A 25,229-nucleotide genomic window follows, 5' to 3' on the forward strand; every position below is an offset into this window, starting at 1 on the left:
ACCGCCCCATGACCACACCCCTGCCCGGGAGCTGGATTCCCGTCCGCAAGGATTTTGCCGATCCGTCCACCACGCGCTGCCATGCGCGCAGCGAGAAGGGCGGGCGGCATCATGGCTTTGCCGAGGGTCATGCCTGGATCCTGCGCGGGCCCGATGGGCAGGAGTATCCGTTCGGGTTCGACTGCGCGCGGGCTGCCCTGGCGGTGCCGGGCATGCTCGACCAGATTCCCGACTATACGGAGCGCGACGCCGTCCAGCGCGTCGATGCGGCGTTCGCGCCGCTGCCGCGCCGCAAGCCCACGGCCGCGGAGCTGGAACTGCAGCGGCGCAATGCCGCCACGCGCTACGTGGTGCTGCGGATGGACAAGGTGGCGGGCGTGCCGCGGGTCCAGCCGACCGTGCGGTTTCCGGCGCTGGAAGACCTCTACCGCCAGATTGCCGCCGGGCGGCCGCTGGAGCACGCCCAGGTGCAACGCGTGCTGGCCATCGAGCGCAGCGCGGCCACGCCGCCCAAGCTCAAGAGCCTGAACTTGCTCGATGTCTACACGGCGCACGTCAAGCTGGAGTGGCTGATCGCGGCGTCGAACCGGGTGGACCGCATACGTTTCCTGCGCAGCCTGCATGACTGGCTGGCCAGACATCTGGTGCTGTCGGCGGCCCAGATCGAGGCGGCCGGCATCGTCATGCATCCCCACGCGTTCCGGTCCGCCTGGCCCGATGACAGGGCGAAGGAGTTGTTCTAGCCGCTTTCTGAAAGACGCGGGGCGCCGATTGGCGGTACATTGGCGGCATCCCCACTTGGCCCAGGCCGCAACCCCATGCCTGCCAGTCTCCCCACGGTGGCAACCGTGCCGCCGTCTGCCCTCCAGCGCGGCTTCGCCCGCTCCTATGCCGAGGCGCGGCGCAAGTTCCTCGATGCGGCCGCTGCATGCGGCGCCGCACTCACCGAATTTCCCCATCCCACTGAAACCGGCCACGAGGGCGAGGTGCTGGCCATGGACGTGGCGTGGCTCGGCGCCGCCGATGCCCCGCGCGTGCTGCTGGTCACGTCCGGCACGCATGGCGCCGAGGGTTTCTGCGGCTCGGGCGCCCAGGTGGCGATGCTCGGCGATGCCGCGCTGCAGGCCGCCTGCCGTGACGCGAACACCGCGCTGCTGCTGGTCCATGCGGTCAATCCGTACGGCTTCTCGCACCTGCGGCGCGTGAACGAGGACAACGTCGACCTGAACCGCAACTTCATGGATTTTGACCAGCCGCTGCCGCTGAACCCGGCCTATGCCGAGGTGGCGCCGCTGCTGTTGCCGTCGCAATGGCCGCCGTCCAGCGACGAACACACGGCGCTGATGATGACCGTGGCGCGCAAGGGCATGGCCTGGTACCAGGCGGCGGTCAGCGCCGGGCAGTACCAGGATGCCGACGGCATGTTCTTCGGCGGGCAGCAGGCGACGTGGAGCAACTACACGCTGCGGCGCATTCTGGCGCGGTTCGGCGCCGGACGGCAGTCGCTGCGCTGGATCGACGTGCACACCGGCCTCGGTCCCTGGGGCTACGGCGAGCCGATCTACATGGGACCGGACGATGCCACGCAACTACGGCGCACGCGCGGAGTCTGGGGCGAGAGCGTGACGTCGATCCACGACGGCTCGTCGACCTCGGCCAACCTGACCGGGCTGGCGTGGCTGGCGGTGCCGCAGACGCTGCCCACCATCGACTACGCCGGCATCGCGCTGGAATTCGGCACGCTGCCGCTGGCCGAGGTGCTCGACGCGCTGCGGGGCGACCACTGGCTGCACGTGCATCCCGAAGCCGACGAGAACCAGCGGGCGCTGATCCGGCAGGCCATGTGGCAGGCATTCTATGGCGATGCCGACGACTGGCGCGCGGGAGTCGTGGCACAGGTCAACGAGGCAGTGCACCGGGCGCTGGCCGCCTAGACGGCCGGTTTCAGGCGTCGGCGCCGCTTTCCTCCACCAGCCACTGGCGGAAGGCGCGGGCGGCGGGAGGCTCCGCGCGGTCGCGCGGCCAGACCGCGTAGTAGCCGCCGCCCAGCGACGCGCTGGCCTCGCAGGCGCGCACCAGCAGGCCGGCGTCGAGACAGCGGTCGATCATGTGGCGCCAGGCCAGCACGATGCCCTGGCCCTCGATCGCCATCTGCACCAGCACGGGATAGGTATTGGCCACCAGTTCGCGCTCGAACCGCGTCTCGCGCAGCCCGTTGCGGGCAAACCAGGCGGGCCACGACATCCAGATGCGCTGCGCGTCCTCAAGCACGAGCAGCGATTCGCGCGGCAGGTCGGCGGCGCGCAGTTGCCGGCCCGCCAGATAGCCGGGGGCGCAGACCGGGAAGACTTCCTCGTCGTAAAGCCGGCGCGACGCCATGCCGCTGGGCGCGCCCTCGCGCAGGTAGTACAGCCCGATGTCGAAATCCACGCCCGCGAGCGAGGCCAGGCTGTCGTTGACCAGCAGCCGCACGTGGAAGTCCGGATGCCGCGCCCGGAACGCGGCCAGCCGTGGCGTGAGCCAGAGCACGGCCACGCCGGACGAGCACGCCACGGTCAGCTCCACCTGCCCCTTGCGCTTCATGACGTCCTCGGTGGCCTCGGCACACCGCACGAGCAACCGCTGCACCTGTTCGGCGTACTGCTGCCCGCTGACGGTCAGCCGCAGCGCGCGAGGCTCGCGGATGAACAGTTTCTTGCCGAGGAATCGTTCGAGCTGGGCCACCTGGCGGCTGATGGCGCTCTGCGTCAGGTGCAGTTCGGCCGCCGCGCGGGTAAAGCTGCCATGGCGCATGGTCGATTCGAAGGCGACCAGGCAGGCCAGCGGGGGAAGAGGGGTGATGCGCATGGGGCGAAAATCATTGGCGGGGGGTGGTGCCAATGATAGATGCAAGGGACGTGCCCGTGGGGCTATCGCATGCTCGGGTTTTGCTCCCCTCTCCCGCATGGCGGGAGAGGGGAGCAGACCACGGGGCGGGTTCAAGCCGGTGCGTGAACCTTCCCCGCCTGCATCACCATCTCGATCTTCGCCTGCGGCCCTGCCAGCACGCCGATGTCCTGGAGCGGATCGCCGTCCACCACCAGCACGTCGGCGATGGCGCCGGCCTTGACCACGCCCAGTTCACCTTCGCGCTGCAGGATTTCGGCGGCAATCGAGGTGGCCGAGCGCACGGCCTCGGCATTGCCGAGCAGTTCGGCACGGATCAGGAATTCCTCGGACTGGTACTGGTGCATCTCGCCGAGCAGGTCGGAGCCGAAGCCCATCTTCACGCCGGCCTCGGCGTAGATGGCCAGCGAGTTGCGGCCAGCCTGGCGGACCGTCTCGATCTTGGCCACGGAGTCGGGCGGCAGGCCCAGGCGGGCGCCGTCGCGGGCCAGCGCGTCGTACGTGATCAGCGTGGGCACCACGAACGCGCCGTGCTCGGCCATCACGCGGGCGGCTGCGGTATCCACGAGGTTGCCGTGCTCGATCGTGCGCGCGCCGCAGCGCACCGCGCGGGTAATGGCGCGTGGCGTGTAGGCGTGGGCCATCACGTAGGTCTGGGCGGCCTCGGCCTCGGCCACGATCGCGCGGATCTCGTCCTCGCTGTACTGCGTGTTGCCGATCGGATCGGTCGGCGATGCCACGCCGCCCGAGGCCATGATCTTGATCTGCGTGGCACCCTTCTGGATTTCCTCGCGCACGGCCAGGCGCACGGCGTCCACGCCATCGACCACGCGGGCGATGGCGCCCGCCCGGAAGGCGCACGAGCACGGCTCCAGCGTGTCCGAGCGCGGACGGAAGTCACCGTGGCCGCCGGTCTGCGATAGCGCCTTGCCCGACGGGAAGATGCGCGGACCCGGGATCAGCCCGGTGGCCACGGCCTGCGACAGGCCCCAGTCGGCGCCGCCGGCGTCGCGCACCGTGGTGAAGCCGCGTTCGAGCATGCTGCGCATGATCGGCACGGCGCGGAAGGCCACCAGCACGTTGGGCTGCACCGCGTTCAGGCCGAGGTTGGCCAGCGAGGCCAGCACATGCACGTGCAGGTCGATCAGGCCCGGCATCACGGTCTTGCCGGTGGCGTCGATCACACGCGCGTTCGGTGCCTGGATCGGCGTGGCCGATACCTCGACGATGCGCTCGCCGTCGATCAGCACGTCATGGCGCGGCAGCAGTGCGCCGCGCACGGGGTCGAGGACGTTGCCGCCCTTGAGCAGGATCTGGGTCATGGCTTTACTTCTTCTGGAGATAGGCGGGCTCGCGCACCAGGCGCGTGCCGAAGAAACTGATGGCGGCGGCAATCATCACGTAGAACGCCGGGGCCATGGTGCTGCCGGTACCGGCGATCAGCCACGTGATGAAGAACGACGCGAACCCGCCGAAGATCGTCACGGCCAGGTTGTAGGCCACCGACAGGCCCGTGGACAGCACCTTGGCCGGGAACATCTCGGAGAAGGCGGCCAGGATCGGGCCCGTGTAGGCGGCGATCAGCACGCCGAAGACCACCTGGAACACCAGCAGCGTGGCCAGCCCCGGTGCCTGGTTGATGTAGACGAACATGGGCCAGGCCAGCACGAAGATCAGCGCGGCGGCGCCCGACAGGAAGCGGCGGCGGCCGAAGCGGTCGGCCAGCATGCCCACGATCGGCGCGAACACCAGGATCGCCAGGCCGCCCGCCATGCCGGCGATGAAGCCGGTCGATTGCGGCACCTTGAGCACCTTCACGGCGTACGTCGGCATGTAGAACAGCAGCACGTAGGTGCAGACCGTCCACAGGATCACCATCGAGAAGCTGGCGGCGGTCTGGCGCGGGTAGTCGCGCAGCACCTCGGTCAGCGGCGAATCGGTCTTGTCGGTGGTGGCCTGGAACGTCGGCGTCTCGTCGAGGTTGTTCCGGATGTAGAAGCCCACCGGGCCGATGATCATGCCGATCAGGAACGGCAGGCGCCAGCCCCAGCTGTTCAGCGCCTCGGCGCTCAGCGTGGAGGTGACGAAGGTGCCCACGGCGGCGCCCAGCAGCACCGCCACGCCGATGCTGGCCTGGATCCAGCTCGAATAGTAGGCGCGCTGTTTCTCGGGCGCGTACTCGGTCAGGAAGGCGGTGGCGCCGCCCATCTCGCCGCCGGCCGAGAAGCCCTGCATCAGGCGCGCGATCACGATCAGCAGCGGCGCGAACACGCCGATCTGGTCGTAGGTGGGGGCGATGCCGATCAGCGTGGTGCCAGCGGCCATCAGCAGGATGGTCAGCGACAGCGCCGCCTTGCGGCCCACGCGGTCGGCGTACACGCCGAGGATGATGCCGCCCACCGGGCGCATGAAGAAGCCGACGCCGAACGTGGCCACGGCCAGCAGCAGCGACGAGAGGTCGTTGCCGGTGGGGAAGAACAATTTGGCGATGATCACGGCGAAGAAGCTGTACACCGTGAAGTCGAACCATTCGAGTCCGTTGCCGATCACCGTGGCGATGATGGCGCGGCGGCGTTGCGAGGCCCCGACCTGGGGCCCCGTGTCCGCATAGGCGGGGGCGCTGGCTTGCATGTCTCTCTCTTCCTTTGATAGCCCTCTGTCCAGCACCAGGATCGGACGGCTGGCAGGCTTCGGGCGATCTTAGGGGCGGCGCGATGACACGGAAAACGAATTCTGCGCATGCGGCCATGACGTGGGCGCATGGCCGGTCCGCGCGGCGCCACGCGGGCCGGCATTGCAGTTCGTACCGGCCGCACATGCCAAAACTACCGTTTCCGGCAGTCGCCGTGGGGATTCTTTCAACAGTGAAGCGTGCGGCACATGGGCCGCAAGCCCTTGTAAACATTGGCGAAACGGCGATGCGCGGGCCCCTGGCGGCTGGATCGCCTTATGCGGGCCTCGCATTTGCTACTAAGCTTGGTTGGGACTGTCCGGTTCGCGGGCAGTCTGACGTGTTCCATCTGTGAGGAGATCACGATGCAAAAGAAGACGTTGATTCCCGCGTTCCTGATGGCTGCGGGCGTGCTGGCCGCGCCGTTCGTGCAGGCCCAGCAATCGTCATCGCAGCAAATGCCGGGTCAGACCCAGCCTTCGGGCCCGCGTCCGATGCCGGCGCCGGGCCAGGCCGGGGCCATGCCGCCCACTGCCACGCCGATGCCTCCGGCCACGGGTGGCCGCGCGCCGCAGGGCATGCAGGGGCAAGGCATGCAAGGACAGGGCATGCAAGGACAGGGCATGCAGGGGCAGGGGATGCAGGGCATGCAGGGCCGTCCCGGCTCGCAGGGTGCCATGGCTCCGATGGGCGCCCAGTCGCCGTACTCGCCGAAGACCTGGCAGAAGGGTGACCGCCTGCCGGCCGAGTTCCGCGATCGCCAGTACGTGATCGACAAGTACAAGGACTACAACCTGCCTGCGCCGCGCAAGGGCCACCACTGGGTGGGCGTGGGGGCGGATTACTACCAGGTGTCGTCGAACGGGACGATCTATTCGGTGGGTCCGAACTGACCGATCGGAAGAACGGTTCGCGCGGGGTTCCGGCCTCGCGCGTAGGAAGCAGGCAGTAAAAAAGCGCGCCGTGATCGCTCACGGCGCGCTTTTCATTGGACGACTGATTCTGGCGAAACGGCTATGTCAGACGGTCTTCGCCTTGCCGGCCAACTGGTCGCGGATCGGCAGCGAGCGGATGCGCTTGCCGGTGGCGGCGAAGATCGCATTGCACAGCGCCGGCGCCACCGGGGGCACCGGCGGCTCGCCCACGCCGCCGGGCGGCACGTCAAAGCTGCCGCCCACCATCCAGGTATGGATGGCCCGCGGTGCCATATGCGAGCGCAGCACCTCGAAGTCGTGGAAGTTGCTCTGCTGCACGCGGCCGTCCTGGAACGTGATCTCGCCCAGCATCGCCAGGCTCAGGCCCATCACGCAGCCGCCTTCCACCTGCGAGCGGATACGCTCCGGATTGACCTGCGGGCCGCAGTCGATGGCCATGTCCACGCGCGGAATCGTCACCTGGCCCTTGGCATCGACTGCCACCTCGACCACGGTCGCCACATAGGTCACGAAGCTGTACGCCACGGCAATGCCGAGCCCGTGGCCCTTGGGCAGCTTGCGGCCCCAGCGTGCCCGGCGCGCGGCTTCCTCGATCACGGCGCGCATGCGGCCGGTGTCGAGCGGGTACACGTCGGGCGATTCGGTGTAGTTCCACTTGTCCGACAGCGTGGTCGGATCGATCCGGCGCGCCGGCCCGATCAGTTCCAGCAGGTAGTCCTTCGGATCGCGCCCCGCCTTGTGCGCCAGTTCGGCCACGAAGCTCTGTACCGCGAACGCGTGGGGAATGTTCGAGACCGAGCGGAACCAGCCGATGCGCGTGTGCGCCGGCACATCGGCCGACTCCAGCCGAATGCCCGGAATCCCGAACGGCACGTTGATCGCGGTCATGCCAGCTTCGAAATCGGCCTGGCCCATTGCGCCCACGGCGAACGTCGACTTGATGGTGGGCGCCGCCGTACGGTGCAGCCACGCGCTGGGTTTGCCGCCCGCGCCGAGTGCCGCTTCCATATGCTCGACCGAGACCGTGTGGAAGTAGTCGTGGTGGATATCGTCGTCGCGTGTCCACTGCAGCTTGACCGGCGTGCCGCCGATGGCCTTCGAGACCAGCGCGGCCTCGCAGATGAAATCCGCCATGGACTTGCGGCCAAAGCCGCCGCCCAGCAGCGTCAGGTGTACCGTGACGTCCTTCGGGGCCAGGCCGACATGCTTGGCCACGGCCTCCAGCGCGCCCTGCGGCGCCTGCGACGGCGCCCAGATCTCGCACTTGCCATCGACGAAGCGGGCCGTGGCGACGGGCGTCTCCATCGAGGCGTGGGCCAGGTGCGGCACGTAGTATTCGGCGGAGAGCTTCTGTCCGGCCGGCGCGGCGGCCAGCGCGCCCAGGGCGTCGCCGTCGTTGCGCATGGCCGTGCCCGGACGGCGCGCGGCGGTTTCCAGCGTGGTGCGGAAGGTGGCCGAATCGTAGGCGCCGTTCGCGCCATCGTCCCATTCGAGCTTCAGCGCCGCGCGGCCCTGCATCGCCGCCCAGGTGTTGCTGGCCACCACGGCCACGCCGCCCACGGGGTTGAACAGCGGCGGGCCGTCGAAGCCTTTGAGCTCCACCACGCGCAACACGCCGGGCACCTTGAGGGTGTCTGCGCTGTCCACGCGGCGCAGCTTGCCGCCAAACACCGGCGGGCGGGCGATCACGGCGTAGACCATGCCCGGCAGGCGCACGTCGATGCCGTAGGTGGCTTTGCCCTCGGCGATGTCGCGGCTGTCCGTCGGCATGATGCGGCCCTTGCCGATGTAGCGGAACGCCTCGGGCTGCTTGAGCCGCAGTTGCTCCGCCGCCGGCACCGGCTGGCGCATCGCGGCGCCCGCCAGTTCGCCATAGCCGAGCTTGCGGCCCGTGGGCGTGTGCACGACCTCATGGTTCTGCGCGCGCACTTCGGCCACCGGGACCGACCATTGCGCGGCGGCCGCGGCTTCGAGCATCTGGCGCGCCGAAGCGCCCACCCGGCGCATCGGCATCATGAAATGCCGCATGCTGCGCGAGCCATCGACGTTCTGGCTGCCGTAGCGCGTCTCGTTGGCGTCGGCCTGGACGATCCGCACGCGGCTCCAGTCGGCTTCCATCTCGTCGGCCACCACCATCGGCAGGCTGGTCCGGACCCCGGTACCCATCTCGGCGCGGTGCGCGACGATCGTGACGATGCCGTCCTGGCCGATCGAGACGAACACGAGCGGATTGTCCACCACGCCACCGGGCATCGAATCGGCGCCAAACTTGCCCGGCGCAGCAGCCTCGGCCTTCGAGACCAGGCCACCCAGTTGCACCGACAGCGCCAGCGCGGCGCCCGCCTGCAGGAAGCGGCGGCGCGTGGGTTGTTCCAGCGGAGCGAGATCGGTGCGCGTCATGCCTGGGCTCCCGACCTGGCCGCCGGCTTGCGGGTGCCGGCCAGCGTGGCCGACGCCTGCAGGATGGCGGCGTTGATGCGCTGATACGTGCCGCAGCGGCAGATATTGCCGCTCATCGCGGCAATCACCTGCTGTTCGGTCGGCTTCGGCGTGGCCTTGAGCAGCGCCGTGGCTGCCATGATCTGGCCAGCCTGGCAGTAGCCGCATTGCGCCACGCCCAGCTCGACCCACGCATCCTGCACGGCCTTGCCGACGCGGTCGGACGCCATCGATTCGATCGTGTTCACCGGCTTGCCACCCACTGCCGAGATCGGCGTCACGCACGAGCGAGTGGGCTGCCCGTCAACGTGGACCGTGCAGGCGCCGCACAGCGCCATGCCGCAGCCGAACTTGGTGCCGGTGAAGCCGAGGTTGTCGCGCAGGGTCCAGAGAAGGGGCGTGTCGGGCGACAGGTCCACCTGATGGACTTGGCCATTGATTTTGAGTGTGGTCGTCATGGCGCCTTGGGGCGAGGGGCGTTTTTGTGGGGTGCAGGCATCGCGGGGATACCTACGGGTGCGGATTATGCCCCATGACGCGAATTCCGGCTGAAGGGGGCGCCGTCAGGCGGCCGGCAGTCCTTCCGGGAAGAAAACTTCGGCAACGGCCGCCTCGATGGCGTCGAACGCTTCGGGCTGAACCCGCTGCGCCATCTGCTTGCGCCAGCGATTCGACACCCGGCCTTTCTCGCGGAAACAGCTCGAAACAAGCGTGGCCAGGTCGTTGTTGCGAATGTCGAACTCCGCTTCGACCCGGCTGACTACCTCGTCATAACCGAGGAGAAACTCGGTTTCCGCCTGGAGATCGTGCTCCAGCGCCTCCCGGACCATCCTGACGCCAAATGCGACGCACTCGGTGGCATCCCAGTAGCGGTAGGGCGTGCTGCCGGCTGTGGACTTGCAGTCGAAATCGACATCACTGACGGCCCAGACACGCCACAGAGCGCGAGCCGGCCTGGAGAAGCTCTCCAGCGCGGCGAGATAGTCAGCCTCGTGCCGCTTGATCGCTACCGATACCGGAAGCAGGAAACCCCGCGCCATCTTGCCCGAGCGGCACAGCGCATGATGGATCAGGAAGCGCGACAGGCGGCCGTTGCCGTCCATGAACGGATGGATGAAGACGAACCAGAACGACACGATGCTGGCCACGATCAGCGGGTCGAGGCTGCGCGGCGGCTGGTTGGCGAAGGCTTCCAGCCCAGCCATCAGGGCCGGTACGTCGTCCGGCGCCGGTGGCACGTAGGTCACCGAGGCCGCGCCCCGCCCGCCGCGCCGCAGCCAGTTCTGCTGGATCCGGTACTGCACGGCCCGGTCGTACGGGTTCGTGATGATGTCGTTCTGAAGCTCGGTCAGATAGCTTTCGTCGAGCGGACGACCATCATGGGCGCGCTCCAGCAGGCGGACAAAGCGCTCGGACTTGTCCTGCGTGGGCCGTTCGCGTTCGATCTCGAACGAGCTTTCGGTCTCGCTGAGATAGGCCCAGCTCAGCGCCCGGTCCAGGATGTCCTTGCCGACGGTGGCAATGAACGCGTCCATGCGGCCGAATACGTCCATGTCCAGCACTGCCTGGATTGCGTCGGTTCTTCTCACGGTCACGCATTGGTCCAGCGAGCCGAGGCCGTTGAAACGCACGCGCCAGCGCGGGTGCAGTTGGCCCGGTTCAGCCGTGTAGTAGCGGGCCGGATCGAACAGGCTGACGTAGGGCACCTTCTCCGGCAGGCGTGGCGTCAGTTCCGCGCCAGTGAAATGTTCCCAGAGCCACGCTGCCAGGCGCCCGTACCGGCTGGATGGCTGAGCGTCGACAGACTGCTGGATGTCGGCCTGCGTGACCTGCGGCAACGCCAACGCAAGAATGGCGAGGTTGACACCTTCATGCTTGAGGGCGAACAGCAGATGATCCAGCAAGTCGCCGTCGTCCGGCGGGGCAACCTTGCGAGGGAACAGCAGGGCGTCGCCCGTGGCGAGAATGCGCGTCGTGGCACCGGCACGTGCTTCCGGCTGCACGGGAAATGCCTCTAGTTTCAGCGTGTTCCGAATCCAGGCGTATCCAACCAGACGCATGTTATGCATGGCAACTATCGAATGTGATTTAAGGGGCGCAACCTTTTTTTCACCAATCGAACTTTTTTTATATTTTGAGCCCTCAAGGCATACTTTTTTTAAGGGAGTGCTTCCGAAAGCTCACTTGCCTTGCATTCTGCCGACCAAATTTGCGCCACGCGAACCTTTTTTATATCGCAGGCCCATTCGCCACACAAAATTTTAGGCGGGCGCCAGCCCGCCCCGTGCGCTTACTCCGGCAGTGCCTCGTAAGTCACCAGGAACACCTGGTCGTCCCCCGCGCTGACCGAGAGCCAGACGATGTCGAGGTCAGGGAAGGCGGCCTCGACGTAGCGGCGTTCGTTGCCGATCTCCACCACCAGTACGCCGCCCGGGTTCAGGCGTTTCTTTGCGCCGGCCACGATGCGGCGGACGATGTCCATGCCGTCGTCGCCACCAGCCAGCGCGATGCGGGGCTCGGCCTGGTACTCGGCCGGCAGTTCGCGCATCGACTGTTCGTTGACGTACGGCGGGTTGGTCAGGATCACGTCGTAGGTGGCGCCGGACGGCAGCGGGCCGTACAGGTCGCCCTCGAACAGCGCGATGCGGTCTTCCATCTTGTAGTCGGCCACGTTGCGGCGGGCCACGGCCAGCGCGTCGGGCGAGATGTCCACCGCGTCGATGCGGGCGTTGGGCCAGACGTGGGCGGCGATGATCGGCAGGCAGCCCGAGCCGGTGCACAGTTCCAGCACCGGACCAATCTGCCCGATGTCGCCGATCCACGGCTCCAGGCCGTCGTGCAGCAGTTCGCCCACGAAGCTGCGCGGCACGATCACGCGCGAATCCACGTAGAAGCGCAGGCCGTGCATGAACGCCTCGTGCGTGATGTAGGCAGCGGGCACGCGCTCGGTGACGCGGCGCTCGATGACCTTGAGCACGGCGTCCACTTCCTCGGGCAGCAGGCGGGCGTCGAGGAACGGGTCGAGCGTGTCCAGCGGCAGGTTCAGCGTGTGCAGCACCAGGTAGGCTGCTTCATCGTAGGCATTGGCGCTGCCGTGGCCGAACGACAACCGCGCGGCCGTGAAGCGCGAAACGGCCAGGCGCAGCAGGTCGCGCACGGTTTGCAGGGGAGAGGTGGTTGCCATGGATGTCAGCGTATTGTCAGGGGTGAGGCGTAGCGGGCAAGCGGGGCCGGGCGCTCAGGCGCTCAGGCGATGAGACGTTCCAGCACGCCGCGGTAGACGTTCTTGAGCGGCTCGATGAAGCGCACTTCCACGTGCTCGTCGATCTTGTGGATGCTGGCGTTGGGCGGCCCGAACTCGATGACCTGCGGGCAGATCTTGGCGATGAAGCGGCCATCCGAGGTGCCGCCCGTGGTCGACAGTTCGGTGGTCACACCCATCTCGGCCGCGATCGCCGCCGACAGCGCGTCGGACAGGTCGCCGCGCGGCGTCAGGAACGGCTCGCCGCCCAGTGTCCAGTCGAGCGTGTACTCCAGGCCGTGCTGGTCGAGAATGGCATGCACGCGCGACTTCAGCCCTTCCGGCGTGCTGGCCGTCGAGAAACGGAAGTTGAAATCGATCGTCACATGGCCCGGAATCACGTTCGTGGCGCCCGTGCCGGCATGGATGTTCGACATCTGCCACGTGGTGGGCGGGAAATACTCGTTGCCCTGGTCCCACGTCTCGGCTACCAGCGCGGTCAGTGCCGGCGCGGCCTGGTGGATCGGGTTGCGTGCCAGGTGCGGGTAGGCGATATGGCCCTGCACGCCCTTGACGGTCAGCTTGCCCGACAGCGAGCCCCGGCGGCCGTTCTTGACCATGTCGCCGAGCGTGTCGACCGAGGTCGGCTCGCCGATCACGCAGTAGTCCAGGCGTTCGCCACGGGCCTTCAGCGCCTCCACCACCTTGACCGTGCCGTCGTGCGCCGGGCCTTCCTCGTCGCTGGTGATCAGGAACGCGATCGAGCCCGCGTGATCGGGATGCCTGGCGACGAATTCCTCGCAGGCCACGACAAAGCCGGCGATCGACGTCTTCATGTCGGCCGCGCCCCGGCCGTAGAGCTTGCCGTCGCGGTGGGTGGGCTCGAACGGGTCCGACGACCATTGCTCGACCGGGCCGGTGGGCACCACGTCGGTGTGGCCGGCGAAGGCCAGCAGCTTGCCCGCCGTGCCTTGCGTGCCGCGCTTCACCGCCCAGAGGTTGGTCACGCGGAACGAGTCCGGGCCGCTGACGAGGTTCTCGCAGGTGAAGCCAAGCGCCTTCAGGCGCGCTTCGAGCACGGCCTGGCAGCCTTCGTCGGCGGGGGTGACCGAGCGGCGGCGCATCAGGTCTTCGGTCAGGGCAAGGGTCGGATTCATGGGCAGGGCAGGCAGGGCGTTGCGGAAATCGTAGATTCTTTAAAACAGCGAGGCGTAGTTGTCAGCGGAAAACCCCACGCTGACCTGGCCGTCGCGGTCCAGCACGGGGCGCTTGATCAGCGACGGGCTGGCCTGCATCAAGGCGATGGCGCCGGCTTCGCTCTCGGCGCGCGCCTTGTCGGCGTCGGACAGCGCACGGTACGTGGTGCCTTTCTTGTTCAGCAGCGTGGCCAGCGGCACGTGCCTGAGCCAGGCGCGCAGCATCTTTTCGTCAACGCCTTGCTTCTTGAAATCGTGGAACGTGAACGCGACGCCGTTCGCATCCAGCCACGTGCGGGCCTTCTTGACGGTGTCGCAGTTCGGAATGCCGTAGAGCAGGACGGTCATGATGTCGGGGATCAACGGAACAGCAGGTTGAGGGCGATGACGAGCGAGCCCAGGCCCAGCGCCACGCCGGCCATGGCCACGCCGGTCATCAGGCGCAGGCGGCGGTCCAGCCGAGCGGCCTCGCGGCGCAGCGCCTCGATCGTGATGGCGTGCTGCTCGGCCAGCATCTTGACGGCTTCGGCCTGCTGCATGGCCGCGGCTTCCAGCTCGGCGATGCGGGCGGCGGGGTCGCGCGGCTCGGCCCCCTCGGCGGATTCAGCCGGGGCGCCGTCCTTGCGCTTGCCCTTCTTGAACCGGTCGATGGTCTTGTTGGCCTGTTCGAGAATGGTGGGGAGCAGGGAGAGCACGGTGCTGACGGTGGCGGGGTCGAGGGCCATGAGTCGCTTGCGGAGGGATGGCATCGGCGGGGCTGGCGGCGCCGCCGGCCAGGGCCGGCGGCTCGTACAACGGGCTGGAAGGCGATCAGTCGCCGCGCAGCAGGTCGTTCAGGCTGGTCTTGGCGCGGGTCTGCGCGTCCACCTTCTTGACGATCACGGCGCAGTACAGGCTGTACTTGCCATCCTTGGACGGCAGGTTGCCGGCCACCACGACCGAACCGGCCGGCACGCGGCCATAGTGGATCTCGCCGGTTTCGCGGTCATAGATCTTGGTCGACTGGCCCAGGTACACACCCATCGAGATCACCGAGTTTTCCTCGACGATCACGCCTTCCACCACTTCCGAACGCGCGCCGATGAAGCAGTTGTCCTCGATGATGACCGGGTTGGCCTGCAGCGGCTCCAGCACGCCGCCAATGCCCACGCCGCCCGACAGGTGGACGTTCTTGCCGATCTGGGCGCACGAACCCACGGTGGCCCAGGTGTCGACCATCGTGCCTTCATCCACATAGGCGCCGATGTTCACGTACGACGGCATCAGCACGGCATTCTTTGCGATGAACGAGCCACGGCGCGCCACGGCCGGCGGCACCACGCGGAACCCGGCGCGGGCGAAGTCTTCCTGCGACCAGTTGGCGAACTTGGTCGGCACCTTGTCGTAGAACTGGGCGAAGCCGCCGGCGCTCATCGGCGCGTTGTCTTCGAGGCGGAACGACAGCAGCACGGCCTTCTTGACCCACTGGTTGACGATCCACTCGCTGCCTTGCTTCTCGGCCACGCGCAGCGTGCCGGCGTCGAGCTGCGAGATCACGTTGGCCACGCCTTCGCGGATGTCGGTCGGGGCGGACTTGGGGCTCAGGCTGGTGCGGTCTTCCCAGGCCTGGTCGATCAGGGCTTGCAGAGCTTGCGTCATGATGGTTCTTTCTCGGTGAGATTTGCGAAAGGGAGGCGGCGCCGGAAGCTGGGCCCCGGCGCCGGGGCGTTCGATCGGTGAAGCGGTAAACGTTGGCGCCGGCTCAGGCCAGCGACTTGCAGAATGCGACGATCCGGCGCGCGCCCTCGACACATTCGTCGGGCGTGGCCACCAGTGCCATGCGCACCCGGTTCCGGCCCGGGTTCGCGCCGTGCGCATCGCGTGCCAGGTAGCTGCCCGGCAGCACGGCCACGTTCTGTTCGGCCAGCAGCCGCACGGCGAATTCGGTATCGGTCAGGCCGGTGCGCGAGACATCGGCCCAGAGGTAGAACGCCGCGTCCGGCAGCGCCACGTCCATGACCTCGGCGAGCAGCGGCGTGACTTCGGCGAACTTCTGCACGTAGGCGGCGCGATTCTCGCGCACGTGCGCCTCGTCGTCCCACGCGGCCACGCTGGCGGCCTGCACGGCCGGGTTCAGCGCCGCGCCGTGGTAGGTACGGTACAGCAGGAATTTCCTGAGGATGGCGGCGTCGCCGGCCACGAAGCCCGAGCGCAGGCCCGGCACGTTCGAGCGCTTGGACAGGCTTGAGAACATCACCAGCCGCTCGAAGCCGCGTCCCAGCTTGCGGGCCGCCTCCAGCGCGCCCAGCGGCGGGTTGGCCTCGTCGAAATAGATCTCGGAGTAGCACTCGTCCGAGGCGATCACGAAGCCGTAACGGTCGGACAGCGCGAACAGATGCTTCCAGTCGTCCAGCGACAGCACCGCGCCCGTGGGATTGCCCGGCGAGCAGACGTAGAGCAATTGCACCTTCGGCCACTCGTCGTCGCCAATCTGGGCAAAATCGGGCGCGAAATTGCGTGCCGGGTCGCTGTTGGCGAACACCGGGCGGGCGCCGGCCAGCAGGGCCGCGCCTTCATAGATCTGGTAGAACGGGTTGGGGCACACCACCAGCGGATCAGGCCGGCTGGCGTCGATCACGGTCTGGGCGAAGGCGAACAGCGCCTCGCGCGATCCGCTGACCGGCAGCACCTCGGTGGCGGCGTCTACCCGGGGCAGCCCGTAACGGCGCTCCAGCCAACTGGCGATGGTCTGGCGCAGCGCCTCGGTGCCGGCCGTGGCCGGGTAGACCGCCAGGCCCGACAGCGAGGCCGTCATCGCGTCCTTGATGAACTGCGGGGTCGGATGCCGGGGCTCGCCAATGCCGAAACTGATCGCCGGCTTGTCGGCGGGTTTCACATCGGCCACCAGCACGCGCAGTTTCTCGAATGGATAGGTCTGGAGCAGGTCGAGGCGCGGATTCACGGTGGCAGGCAGTGGGGCGGTGGAAACGCAGCATTATAGAGGAATGCCGCCCGGGGAATGCCGTCCGCCTGCGCTGCGGGTGCGTGAGGTGTGCGCTGCATGGCGCTCCGGCGCCGCCGCTGCCTCAATACAGCATCACGCGCGACACCATGGCCACGATCGGGCGGCGCACGAAGTCTTCGAGCCGGGCGTGCAGGTGCAGCGGCCGCAGCAGCATCCGCACGGTCATTTCCAGTGGCAGATGCCGCCGCACCACGGCGCTGCAGCGCGAATTCAGCGCGCGCACCTCGCGGTCCGGAATGTCCTCGCGGTCCTGCTCGATCCGCAGCACGTTGCGCAGCGCGATCTCGGCATCCTCGTTCTTGATTTCCAGCAGCCGGCGGGCCAGCGCGATGAAGACCTTGCCCCGGCCCAGCCGTTCCTGCCCGCTCAGGGTATTGAAATAGCGGAAGAAGTGCTTGTAGTGGCGCACCTCGTCGTTGGCGATGCGGCGCGTCAGGTCGCGCAGCACCGGCTCGTCGGTGGCCTGCTCCAGCGCCCGGTAGTACGTGGCGGTGCCGGTCTCCACCACGCATCGGGCCGCCATTTCCAGTGCCTGCGACCGCTCGAAGTTGTCGAGCGAGCACGTGAGGCGGTACTCGGCGAAGAAGCGGTCATAGCCGCGCTGCCAGTCGAATTCGGGCCAGACGTGCGCCACGTAGCGGCGCAGCGCCAGCCCGTGCTGCAGTTCCTCCGATTCCCAGTGATTGGAAAGCCACTTGGCGGCGTCGGGAACATCATCGTAGTAGGTGGCGAGGTTGCTGGCGTAGGTGTCGGAGCCGCTTTCGATGAACGAAGCGGCCGTCAGCAGGTAGAACAGCGTGCGGTTGTCGCGGACGCTGGCGATGTCGATCGACGCGTAGTCGATATCGGCCAGCGACCATGGCATTTCAGCCGGCGCGGGCGCCGGTTGCGAGTCGGACATGCTCGAACCTCCAGGCTGGTGCGGCGAGGGCGGTAGGACAGCGGCGGAACAGGCGGCGGGAAGTGCGCTTGCCCGAAGGCATCCGGGATCACGCGGGCATTTCGGGAGACTAGCACTAACCCTAGGAAGTTTCAGTTGCCAATCTGACTGTGACATTTTCGCGAATCCCGCGCCGCGCCTCGAAACAGCTTGCAACCCGGCGGGTAAGTCCCGGAGCCGCAAGGGGTTTTTCCACCACGACCAGGGACGGTTGGGGTGTGCGCAACGGTCGATAAAGCGGTGGGTCGGGGGTTTGGCGATGGTATGATTAGCGCCAATCTAGCGGGCACCGGGGGTGGTTTGCGGCGAAGACGTCACGTCTGGCTGTGTCTCCCGCGTTGGCCCGGCATTCCAATTTCCGTCTTGCCCAAACCACACGACAACCGTGCGACTGTCCTCGATCAAACTGGCGGGCTTCAAGTCCTTCGTCGATCCCACCAATTTCCAAGTGCCCGGCCAACTGGTGGGCATCGTCGGTCCCAACGGCTGCGGTAAATCCAACATCATCGACGCGGTGCGCTGGGTGCTTGGCGAATCACGTGCGTCGGAGCTGCGTGGCGAATCCATGCAGGACGTGATCTTCAACGGCTCCACGGCGCGCAAGCAGGCGGGCCGGGCCAGCGTGGAACTGGTGTTCGACAACGCCGAGGGCCGCGCCGCCGGCCAGTGGAGCCAGTACGCCGAGGTGGCGGTCAAGCGCGTGCTGACCCGCGACGGCACCTCGTCCTATTACATCAACAACCAGCCGGTGCGCCGCAAGGACATCCAGGACATCTTCCTGGGCACCGGCCTGGGTCCGCGCGCCTACGCGATCATCGGGCAGGGCATGATTTCGCGGATCATCGAGGCCAAGCCCGATGACATGCGGATCTTCCTGGAGGAAGCCGCGGGGGTGTCCAAGTACAAGGAGCGCCGCCGCGAGACCGAGAACCGCCTCGGCGATACGCGCGAGAACCTGACCCGCGTGGAAGACATCCTGCGCGAACTCGGTTCCAACCTCGAAAAGCTCGAAGGCCAGGCCGAAGTCGCCCAGCGTTTCAAGCAGTTGCAGTCCGAAGGCGAGGAGAAGCAGCACCTGCTGTGGCTGCTGCGCAAGCGCGAAGCCCAGGCCGAGCAGGAGCGCCACGCCCGTGCCATCGACCAGGCGCAGATCGACCTCGAAGCCCAGACCGCGCAGTTGCGCCACGTGGAAGCCGAGCTCGAAACGATGCGCGCGGCGCACTACGCGGCGTCCGACGGCATGCATGTGGCGCAGGGCGCACTGTACGAGGCCAATGCCGAAGTCAGCAAGCTGGAAGCGGAGATCCGCTACGTGGTGGAGTCGCGCAACCGGCTGCAGGCGCAGATCGCCGCGCTGAGCACCCAGCGTGACCAGTGGCAAGGCAAGGCCGACCAGGCTGGCGAGGACATCGCCCAGGCCGAGGAAGACCTGGCGCTGGCCGAGGCCCGTACCATCGAGTCGCAGGACACCGTGGCGCAGAAGAGCGACGAACTGCCGACGCTCGAAGCGCAGTGGCGCGACGCCCAGCAGACCCTCAACGACCAGCGCAGCGGCATCATGCAGGCCGAGCAGGCGCTGAAGCTCGAAGCCGCCCACCAGCGCAACGCCAACCAGATGCTGCAGCAACTGGAACAGCGCCGCGAGCGGCTGCAGGGCGAGGAAAAGGGACTCGACCGCCCCGACGAGGTACGGCTCGAAGAACTGCGCATGGACCTCGCCGAGCAGGAGGCCACGCTCGAAGAGGCGCAGGCCGTGCTGGGCGATGCCGAGGAATCGGTGCCGCGCCTCGACGCCGAGCGCCGCGCCGCGCAGGAACGTGTGCAGGGCGAAGCGGCCGCCATCGCTTCGCTCGACGCCCGCCTGGCCGCGCTGCGCCAGTTGCAGGAGAGCGTGCAGACCGACGGCAAGGTGCAACCGTGGCTGGAACGCCATGGATTGGCCGAATTGCCACGTCTGTGGAAGAAGGTCCATATCGAGCCGGGCTGGGAAAACGCGCTCGAATCGGTGCTGCGCGAGAAGCTGGCCGCGCTGGAGGTGTCGAACCTCGACTGGGTCAAGGGTTTCCTGGGCGACGTGCCGCCAGCCAAGCTCGCGTTCTACACGCCGCCGGCCGCCGCGCGTCCGGTGGAGGCACCGGCCGGGCTGCGCCCGCTGATGTCGCTGGTGCAGATCACCGAGCCCGGCATCCGCGCCGTGATGCAGGACTGGCTGGCCGATGTGTTCACCGCCAGCGACATGTCGCAGGCACTGGCCGCCCGCAACACGCTGCCCGAAGGCGCGCAGTTCGTGGTGGCAGAGGGCCATCTGGTGGGCCGCAACGCCATCCAGATCTACGCCGCCGACTCCGAGCAGGCCGGCATGCTGGCCCGCGAGCAGGAGATCGAGAACCTGCAGAAGCAGTCGCGCGCGCAGATGCTGCTGTCCGACGAGGCAAAGTCCCAGTCGGTCCGCGCCGAAACCGCCTACACGCACGCCAGCACGCAGTTGATCGAGGCCCGCGCCCGTGCCGAGCAGGCCACGCGCCGCGTGCATGCGCTGCAGATGGACGTGCTCAAGCTGTCGCAGGCCATGGAGCGCTTCTCGGCCCGCAGCAACCAGATCCGCGAGGAACTGACCGAGATCGATGCCCAGATCGACGAGCAGCGCGCAATCCGCGCCGAGTCCGAAGCGAGCTTCGAGCAGCACGACACCCAACTGGCCGAACTCCAGGCGTCGCACGAAGACCAGCAGATGGCCTTCGACGCGCTCGACGCCAAGCTGACCGCCGCCCGCCAGCAACTGCGCGATCTCGAACGCGCCGCCCAGGAAGCCGTGTTCGCCGAGCGCAACCTGGCTGGCCGCATCGACGAGTTGCGCCGCAATATCCAGATGGCCGGCGACCAGAGCGAGCGCATCGCAGAATCTTTAGAAAATGCGCGCGCCGAACTGGAAACGATCAACCAGCAGACCGCCAACACGGGGCTGCAGGAAGCGCTGGAAATCCGCGCCGAGAAGGAACAGAAGCTGTCAGCCGCGCGCATCGAGCTGGACGCGCTGTCCGCGCAACTGCGCCAGTTCGATGAACAACGCCTGGCCGCCGAGCGCAGCCTGCAACCGCTGCGCGACCGCATCACCGAATGCCAGCTCAAGGAGCAGGCCGCGCGCCTGAACCAGGAACAGTTCACCGAGCAACTGGCCACGGCCGAGGTGGACGAGGCCGCGCTGGCCGAGAAGCTCACGGGCGACCTCAAGCCGTCGTACCTGCAGGGCGAGGTCACGCGCCTGAACAACCTGATCAACGGGCTCGGGCCGGTCAACATGGCCGCGCTCGACGAACTGGCCGCCGCGCGCGAGCGCAAGACCTTCCTCGATGCGCAGTCGGCCGACCTGCTGGACGCGATCAACACGCTCGAAGACGCGATCAACAAGATCGACCAGGAAACCCGTGCGCTGCTGCAGGGCACGTTCGACCAGGTCAACCATCACTTTGGCGAACTGTTCCCGGCGCTGTTCGGCGGCGGACAGGCGCGCCTGATCATGACCGGCGAGGAAATCCTCGATGCCGGCGTGCAGGTGATGGCCCAGCCCCCGGGCAAGAAGAACTCGACGATTCACCTGCTGTCCGGCGGCGAGAAGGCGCTGACCGCGATTGCGCTGGTGTTTGCGATGTTCCAGCTGAACCCGGCGCCGTTCTGCCTGCTGGACGAGGTGGACGCGCCGCTCGACGATGCCAATACCGAGCGCTACGCCAACATGGTGGCGCGCATGTCAGACAAGACCCAGTTCGTGTTTATTTCCCACAACAAGATTGCGATGGAGATGGCCCACCAGCTGATCGGCGTGACGATGCAGGAGCAGGGCGTCTCGCGGATCGTGGCAGTGGATATGGATGCAGCCGTATCGATGGCGGAGGCCGCTTAAGATGGAACTGCAGAACGCACTGATCATCGCGGGTGTTGTATTGCTGTTGCTGCTGGTGGCCTACAACCGCTGGCAGATCCACAAGGCGCGGCGCGTGCGCCCGCTGATGCCCGAGGACGACCTGCCGCCGATGCGCGAGCCGGTGGTGACCAAGACCACGCACCCGGAAACGCAGGCCAGGCTCAAGGAAACCGTACCCGAACACATCGCGCGCCGCGAGCCGACGCTCGGCGAGGCGGGCCGGGGCCTGCCGCATGACGAGGCGGACAGCCCGGGCGATGTCGCCACGGCGACCGCCGCCGCCCATGCGGCGGCGCGCACGGCCGATGCCGACGAGGTGGTGGCCGAGGAAGTGGCGGTGGCAGCCGCCGCGCGGGAGGAGGAACCGGTCGATGCGACGGCCGCGCCCGTGGCAGCCGAACCCGAGCCCGTGGCTGTCGCTGCGACCGCCGCTGCCGCTGCCGCGCCCGAACCCGCGGTGATGGACGGCCAGCCGTCGCCAGCCGTGATCGACCCGCTGATCGACTGCATCGTGCCGATGCACCTGGAGCGCAAGGCCTCTGGCGACCGCATCCTGCCGCTGACTGGCCGCCTGCGCCGGGCCGGCACGAAGCAGGTGCATATCGAGGGGCTGCGTGCCGAGGCCAACGCCTGGGAGCCGGTTACCGCCGGACACCAGTACGAAGACCTGCAGGTGGCCGTGCAGCTGGCCAACCGCAGCGGTCCGCTCAACGCGCTCGAATTCTCCGAGTTCGTCAACGCCGTGGAGGCACTGGGCGAAGCGCTCGACGCCTCGGCCGAACTGCCCGACATGACCGAAACCGTGGCCAATGCCCGCGAACTGGACGGGTTTGCCGCCGGTGCGGACGTACAGCTTGGCGTCAACGTGATTTCCGACGGTGCGCCGTGGTCCGCCGCCTACGTGCAGAACGTGGCAACCCAGGACGGGCTGGTGCTGTCGCGCGACGGCACGCGCTTCATCCGCTATGAACCGGGCGCGGACGGCGTGCAGAAGCCGCTGTTCACGCTCCAGTTCGGCGAAACCAACTTCCTGCGCGACGACCTGACGCTGAACGCCGGCCGCCAGATCACGCTGCTGCTGGATGTGCCTCAGGCATCACAATCGATCAAGCCGTTCAAGACGGTCTGCGAATACGGCTACAGCCTGGCGCAGCGCATGGGCGCGCAACTGGTGGACGACAACATGCGGCCGCTGACCGAGGCGTCGTTCGTGGCGATCTTCAACCAGCTCGAAAAGCTGTACGAGAAGCTTGAAGCGCGCGGCATGCCAGCCGGGTCTCCCGTGGCCGTGCGCCTGTTCAGCCTGTAAGCGGAGCCGACCATGACCGCCAAGACCCCGGGCGCGCCGGCTTCGGCTCCCGCGCCGGCCGCTGCATTGCCGGCCGACGCCACGCCCGCCCAGCGTGTGCTGTGGCTGCGCGACGAACTCGATCGCCACAGCTACCAGTATTACGTGCTCGACGCGCCGACCATTCCCGACGCGGACTACGACGCACTGTTCAGCGAACTCCAGGCGCTGGAAACCGAGCATCCCGACCTGCTGACCGACGATTCGCCCACCCAGCGCGTGGGCGGCGCGCCGCTCGCGGCGTTCGATTCGGTGCGCCACCGGGTGCCGATGCTGTCGCTGAACAACGGTTTCGAGGATGACGACGTGGTCAGCTTTGACCGCCGTTGCGCACAGGGCCTCGGCAAGACGGCCGTGGCGGCGCCGGCGGATGACCTGTTCGGCGCGGCCGACGCCGCGGACAACGCGGTGGAGTATTCCTGCGAACTGAAGTTCGACGGGCTGGCGATGTCGCTGCGCTACGAGGACGGCAAGCTCGTGCAGGCCGCCACGCGTGGCGACGGCGAAACCGGCGAGGACGTGACCGCCAACGTGCGCACGATCAAGGCGATTCCGCTGAAGCTGCGCGGCCAGGCGCCCGCCGTGCTCGAAGTGCGCGGCGAGGTGTTCATGTACCGCGCCGATTTCGACAAGCTCAACGCCCGCCAGGCGGAGGCCGGGGAGAAGACCTTCGTCAATCCGCGCAACGCGGCGGCCGGCAGCCTGCGCCAGCTCGACCCTCGTATTACCGCCAAAAGGCCGCTTTCGTTCTTCGCCTACGGCCTGGGCGAACTCCAGGGCGCCGACCGGCCGCCCACGCATGGCGTGATGCTCGACGGCTTTGCCGCGCTGGGCCTGCCGGTCTGCGAGGAGCGCCGCGTGGTGAAGGGCGCGGAGGGGCTGCTGTCGTTCCACCGCGATATCGGCGCGCGGCGCGACCAGTTGCCGTATGACATCGACGGCGTGGTCTACAAGGTCAACGCCATCCCCGAGCAGGAGCAACTGGGCTTCGTCTCGCGCGCGCCGCGCTTCGCGCTGGCGCACAAGTTCCCGGCGCAGGAAATGACCACGACGGTCGAGGACATCGAGGTCCAGGTGGGCCGCACCGGGGCGATCACGCCCGTGGCGCGGCTCGCGCCGGTGTTCGTGGGCGGCGTGACCGTGACCAACGCCACGCTCCATAACGAAGACGAAATCCGGCGCAAGGACGTGCATATTGGCGATACGGTGATTGTGCGCCGCGCCGGCGACGTGATTCCCGAGGTGGTGGCGGTGGTGCTGGAGCGCCGTCCGGCCGATGCCCGGGCGTTCGTGATGCCCACCGCGTGCCCGGTCTGCGGCTCGCACGTGGAAAAGCTCGAAGGCGAGGTCATCGCGCGCTGTACCGGCGGCCTGATCTGTGCCGCCCAACGCAAGCAGGCGCTGCTGCACTTCGCCCAGCGGCGCGCCATGGACATCGAGGGGCTCGGCGACAAGGTAGTGGAGCAACTGGTGGACCAGGGCATCGTGCGCACGCCTGCGGACCTCTACAAGCTGGGCGTGGCCAAGCTGGCGGCGCTGGACCGCATGGCGGACAAATCGGCCTCGAATATCGTGGCGGCCATCGACAAGTCGCGCGAGACCACGCTGAACCGTTTCATCTTCGCGCTGGGCATCCGCCACGTGGGCGAGGCCACCGCCAAGGATCTGGCGAAGCACTTCGGCAAGCTCGACAACCTGCTGGCCGCCGATGAAGCCGCGCTGCTCGAAGTCAACGACGTGGGGCCGGTGGTGGCCCAGTCGATCGCCAACTTCCTGGCCGAGGCACACAACGTCGAGGTGATCGAGCAGTTGCGCGCCGCCGGCGTACACTGGCCCGAATCGGAGCCTGCGGCCCGCGCGGCGCCGCTGCCGCTGTCCGGCAAGACGATCGTGCTGACCGGCACGCTGCCGACGCTGTCGCGCGAGGAGGCCAAGGAAAAGCTCGAAGCGGCCGGCGCCAAGGTGGCCGGCTCGGTGTCGAAGAAGACAGATTACGTGGTGGCGGGCGCCGAGGCGGGCAGCAAGCTGGAGAAGGCCCTGGCGCTGGACGTTCCGGTACTCGACGAGGACGGCATGCTCAAGCTGCTGGCCGACAACAGCGGAGACGCACAATGATTCGCGAAATCCTCAAGATGGGCGATGCCCGCCTGCTGCAGCAGGCCCGGCCGGTGACGCAGTTCAATACGCCCGAACTGCGGCTGCTGGTCGACGACATGTTCGATACCATGGAACACGCCAACGGCGCCGGCCTGGCCGCGCCGCAGATCGGCGTGGACCTGCAGGTGGTGATCTTCGGCTTCGACCGCAATCCGCGCTACCCGGACGCACCCACGGTACCCAAGACCGTGCTGATCAACCCGGTGCTCGAACCGCTGTCCGACGAGATGGAGGACGGCTGGGAAGGCTGCCTGTCGGTACCGGGCCTGCGTGGCGTGGTGCCGCGCCACACGTCGCTGCGCTATACCGGCTTCGACATGCAGGGCAACCGGATCGAGCGCGTGGCGGAGGGTTTTCATGCGCGCGTGGTGCAGCACGAGTGCGACCACTTGATCGGGATGCTGTACCCGATGCGGATCAAGGATTTCACGAAGTTCGGATTTACCGAGATCTTGTTCCCGGAGCTGCCGGCGAACTACGACGATTGAGT

General features: G+C 67.6%; 20 protein-coding genes. 7 read left to right on the plus strand and 13 right to left on the minus strand.

The genetic code is table 11. The features are described 5' to 3' along the window. The first annotated feature begins 8 nt into the window (after positions 1 to 8). Positions 9 to 743 carry a hypothetical protein gene (locus EV147_RS04900; protein WP_130389975.1) on the plus strand — a complete coding sequence of 245 codons (735 nt, stop codon included), beginning with the start codon at positions 9 to 11 and terminating at the stop codon, positions 741 to 743. A gap of 75 nt (positions 744 to 818) precedes the next feature. Next, the gene (locus tag EV147_RS04905; RefSeq protein WP_130389976.1) at positions 819 to 1,934 is read left to right on the plus strand and encodes a M14 family metallopeptidase; all 1,116 of its coding nucleotides are present in this window, start codon (positions 819 to 821) and stop codon (positions 1,932 to 1,934) included. A 10-nt stretch (positions 1,935 to 1,944) separates the two neighbouring features. Here the strand turns inward: EV147_RS04905 and EV147_RS04910 are convergent, their stop codons facing one another. From EV147_RS04910 to EV147_RS04920, 3 genes are all read right to left on the minus strand, one after another. Next, entirely contained in the window at positions 1,945 to 2,847 is a 903-nt protein-coding gene (locus tag EV147_RS04910; protein ID WP_130389977.1) for a LysR substrate-binding domain-containing protein, read from the minus strand. Positions 2,848 to 2,978: 131 nt separating this feature from the next. Then, positions 2,979 to 4,208 (minus strand): metal-dependent hydrolase family protein, encoded by a 1,230-nt coding sequence (locus EV147_RS04915; protein WP_130389978.1) that lies wholly within the window; start codon positions 4,206 to 4,208, stop codon positions 2,979 to 2,981. Between the two features lie 4 nt (positions 4,209 to 4,212). After that, on the minus strand, positions 4,213 to 5,517 hold the full coding sequence (locus tag EV147_RS04920) for an MFS transporter (protein ID WP_130389979.1): 1,305 nt from the start codon (positions 5,515 to 5,517) through the stop codon (positions 4,213 to 4,215). A gap of 405 nt (positions 5,518 to 5,922) precedes the next feature. On the opposite strand from EV147_RS04920, the gene EV147_RS26445 reads away from it, so the two are divergent. After that, the gene (locus tag EV147_RS26445; protein WP_235844603.1) at positions 5,923 to 6,450 is read left to right on the plus strand and encodes an RcnB family protein; all 528 of its coding nucleotides are present in this window, start codon (positions 5,923 to 5,925) and stop codon (positions 6,448 to 6,450) included. Between the two features lie 126 nt (positions 6,451 to 6,576). Here EV147_RS26445 and EV147_RS04930 read toward each other — a convergent pair whose 3' ends face one another. The 10 genes from EV147_RS04930 to EV147_RS04975 form a co-directional block, all read right to left on the minus strand. Then, a complete protein-coding gene (locus tag EV147_RS04930) occupies positions 6,577 to 8,892 on the minus strand; it encodes a xanthine dehydrogenase family protein molybdopterin-binding subunit (protein WP_130389980.1) in 2,316 nt (771 codons plus the stop codon). Then, positions 8,889 to 9,389, minus strand: coding sequence for a (2Fe-2S)-binding protein (locus EV147_RS04935; protein WP_130389981.1), 501 nt, complete (start codon positions 9,387 to 9,389; stop codon positions 8,889 to 8,891). Before EV147_RS04935 ends, EV147_RS04930 begins: the two co-directional genes overlap by 4 nt. 105 nt (positions 9,390 to 9,494) lie before the next feature. After that, complete coding sequence (locus EV147_RS04940; RefSeq protein ID WP_235844604.1) at positions 9,495 to 11,000, minus strand: Fic family protein; 1,506 nt, start codon at positions 10,998 to 11,000, stop codon at positions 9,495 to 9,497. Between the two features lie 221 nt (positions 11,001 to 11,221). Beyond that, positions 11,222 to 12,115, minus strand: a complete 894-nt coding sequence (gene prmB / locus EV147_RS04945; RefSeq protein WP_130389982.1) for a 50S ribosomal protein L3 N(5)-glutamine methyltransferase — start codon at positions 12,113 to 12,115, stop codon at positions 11,222 to 11,224. A 62-nt stretch (positions 12,116 to 12,177) separates the two neighbouring features. After that, a complete protein-coding gene (dapE, locus tag EV147_RS04950) occupies positions 12,178 to 13,329 on the minus strand; it encodes a succinyl-diaminopimelate desuccinylase (protein ID WP_130389983.1) in 1,152 nt (383 codons plus the stop codon). A gap of 39 nt (positions 13,330 to 13,368) precedes the next feature. Then, positions 13,369 to 13,716, minus strand: coding sequence for an arsenate reductase (locus EV147_RS04955; RefSeq protein ID WP_130389984.1), 348 nt, complete (start codon positions 13,714 to 13,716; stop codon positions 13,369 to 13,371). An 11-nt stretch (positions 13,717 to 13,727) separates the two neighbouring features. Continuing rightward, entirely contained in the window at positions 13,728 to 14,117 is a 390-nt protein-coding gene (locus EV147_RS04960) for a hypothetical protein (protein WP_130389985.1), read from the minus strand. A 61-nt stretch (positions 14,118 to 14,178) separates the two neighbouring features. Next, positions 14,179 to 15,006 carry a 2,3,4,5-tetrahydropyridine-2,6-dicarboxylate N-succinyltransferase gene (gene dapD, locus EV147_RS04965; protein WP_130389986.1) on the minus strand — a complete coding sequence of 276 codons (828 nt, stop codon included), beginning with the start codon at positions 15,004 to 15,006 and terminating at the stop codon, positions 14,179 to 14,181. Between the two features lie 103 nt (positions 15,007 to 15,109). Continuing rightward, entirely contained in the window at positions 15,110 to 16,309 is a 1,200-nt protein-coding gene (gene dapC / locus EV147_RS04970; RefSeq protein WP_130389987.1) for a succinyldiaminopimelate transaminase, read from the minus strand. A 124-nt stretch (positions 16,310 to 16,433) separates the two neighbouring features. Next, positions 16,434 to 17,237 carry a ferritin-like domain-containing protein gene (locus EV147_RS04975; protein WP_198680211.1) on the minus strand — a complete coding sequence of 268 codons (804 nt, stop codon included), beginning with the start codon at positions 17,235 to 17,237 and terminating at the stop codon, positions 16,434 to 16,436. Between the two features lie 460 nt (positions 17,238 to 17,697). Between EV147_RS04975 and smc the strand changes: the two genes are divergently transcribed. The 4 genes from smc to def are packed head-to-tail and all read left to right on the plus strand — an operon-like array spanning position 17,698 to position 25,227. Beyond that, the gene (smc, locus tag EV147_RS04980; protein WP_130389989.1) at positions 17,698 to 21,213 is read left to right on the plus strand and encodes a chromosome segregation protein SMC; all 3,516 of its coding nucleotides are present in this window, start codon (positions 17,698 to 17,700) and stop codon (positions 21,211 to 21,213) included. A gap of 1 nt (position 21,214) precedes the next feature. Then, on the plus strand, positions 21,215 to 22,543 hold the full coding sequence (locus EV147_RS04985; RefSeq protein WP_130389990.1) for a cell division protein ZipA C-terminal FtsZ-binding domain-containing protein: 1,329 nt from the start codon (positions 21,215 to 21,217) through the stop codon (positions 22,541 to 22,543). 12 nt (positions 22,544 to 22,555) lie between these two features. Further along, positions 22,556 to 24,697: an NAD-dependent DNA ligase LigA gene (gene ligA / locus EV147_RS04990; protein ID WP_130389991.1), complete on the plus strand. Its 2,142-nt coding sequence runs from the start codon at positions 22,556 to 22,558 to the stop codon at positions 24,695 to 24,697. Then, on the plus strand, positions 24,694 to 25,227 hold the full coding sequence (gene def / locus EV147_RS04995; RefSeq protein ID WP_130389992.1) for a peptide deformylase: 534 nt from the start codon (positions 24,694 to 24,696) through the stop codon (positions 25,225 to 25,227). The genes ligA and def overlap by 4 nt, the downstream gene beginning before the upstream one ends. The last annotated feature ends 2 nt before the right edge of the window (positions 25,228 to 25,229 follow it).

The sequence above is a fragment of the Cupriavidus agavae genome, from assembly GCF_004217045.1.
Lineage (GTDB): Bacteria > Pseudomonadota > Gammaproteobacteria > Burkholderiales > Burkholderiaceae > Cupriavidus > Cupriavidus agavae.

Excerpts from the sequence above, each read along its gene's own strand:
- EV147_RS26445 (WP_235844603.1), top strand. The coding sequence starts at position 5,923 with ATGCAAAAGAAGACGTTGATTCCCGCGTTCCTGATGGCTGCGGGCGTG.
- EV147_RS04960 (WP_130389985.1), bottom strand. The coding sequence starts at position 14,117 with ATGCCATCCCTCCGCAAGCGACTCATGGCCCTCGACCCCGCCACCGTC.
- EV147_RS04900 (WP_130389975.1), top strand. The coding sequence starts at position 9 with ATGACCACACCCCTGCCCGGGAGCTGGATTCCCGTCCGCAAGGATTTT.
- dapE (WP_130389983.1), bottom strand. The coding sequence starts at position 13,329 with ATGAATCCGACCCTTGCCCTGACCGAAGACCTGATGCGCCGCCGCTCG.
- EV147_RS04910 (WP_130389977.1), bottom strand. The coding sequence starts at position 2,847 with ATGCGCATCACCCCTCTTCCCCCGCTGGCCTGCCTGGTCGCCTTCGAA.
- EV147_RS04975 (WP_198680211.1), bottom strand. The coding sequence starts at position 17,237 with ATGCCATGGTCGCTGGCCGATATCGACTACGCGTCGATCGACATCGCC.
- EV147_RS04915 (WP_130389978.1), bottom strand. The coding sequence starts at position 4,208 with ATGACCCAGATCCTGCTCAAGGGCGGCAACGTCCTCGACCCCGTGCGC.
- def (WP_130389992.1), top strand. The coding sequence starts at position 24,694 with ATGATTCGCGAAATCCTCAAGATGGGCGATGCCCGCCTGCTGCAGCAG.
- ligA (WP_130389991.1), top strand. The coding sequence starts at position 22,556 with ATGACCGCCAAGACCCCGGGCGCGCCGGCTTCGGCTCCCGCGCCGGCC.
- EV147_RS04985 (WP_130389990.1), top strand. The coding sequence starts at position 21,215 with ATGGAACTGCAGAACGCACTGATCATCGCGGGTGTTGTATTGCTGTTG.
- EV147_RS04905 (WP_130389976.1), top strand. The coding sequence starts at position 819 with ATGCCTGCCAGTCTCCCCACGGTGGCAACCGTGCCGCCGTCTGCCCTC.
- EV147_RS04940 (WP_235844604.1), bottom strand. The coding sequence starts at position 11,000 with ATGCATAACATGCGTCTGGTTGGATACGCCTGGATTCGGAACACGCTG.
- EV147_RS04920 (WP_130389979.1), bottom strand. The coding sequence starts at position 5,517 with ATGCAAGCCAGCGCCCCCGCCTATGCGGACACGGGGCCCCAGGTCGGG.
- dapD (WP_130389986.1), bottom strand. The coding sequence starts at position 15,006 with ATGACGCAAGCTCTGCAAGCCCTGATCGACCAGGCCTGGGAAGACCGC.
- prmB (WP_130389982.1), bottom strand. The coding sequence starts at position 12,115 with ATGGCAACCACCTCTCCCCTGCAAACCGTGCGCGACCTGCTGCGCCTG.
- EV147_RS04955 (WP_130389984.1), bottom strand. The coding sequence starts at position 13,716 with ATGACCGTCCTGCTCTACGGCATTCCGAACTGCGACACCGTCAAGAAG.
- EV147_RS04930 (WP_130389980.1), bottom strand. The coding sequence starts at position 8,892 with ATGACGCGCACCGATCTCGCTCCGCTGGAACAACCCACGCGCCGCCGC.
- EV147_RS04935 (WP_130389981.1), bottom strand. The coding sequence starts at position 9,389 with ATGACGACCACACTCAAAATCAATGGCCAAGTCCATCAGGTGGACCTG.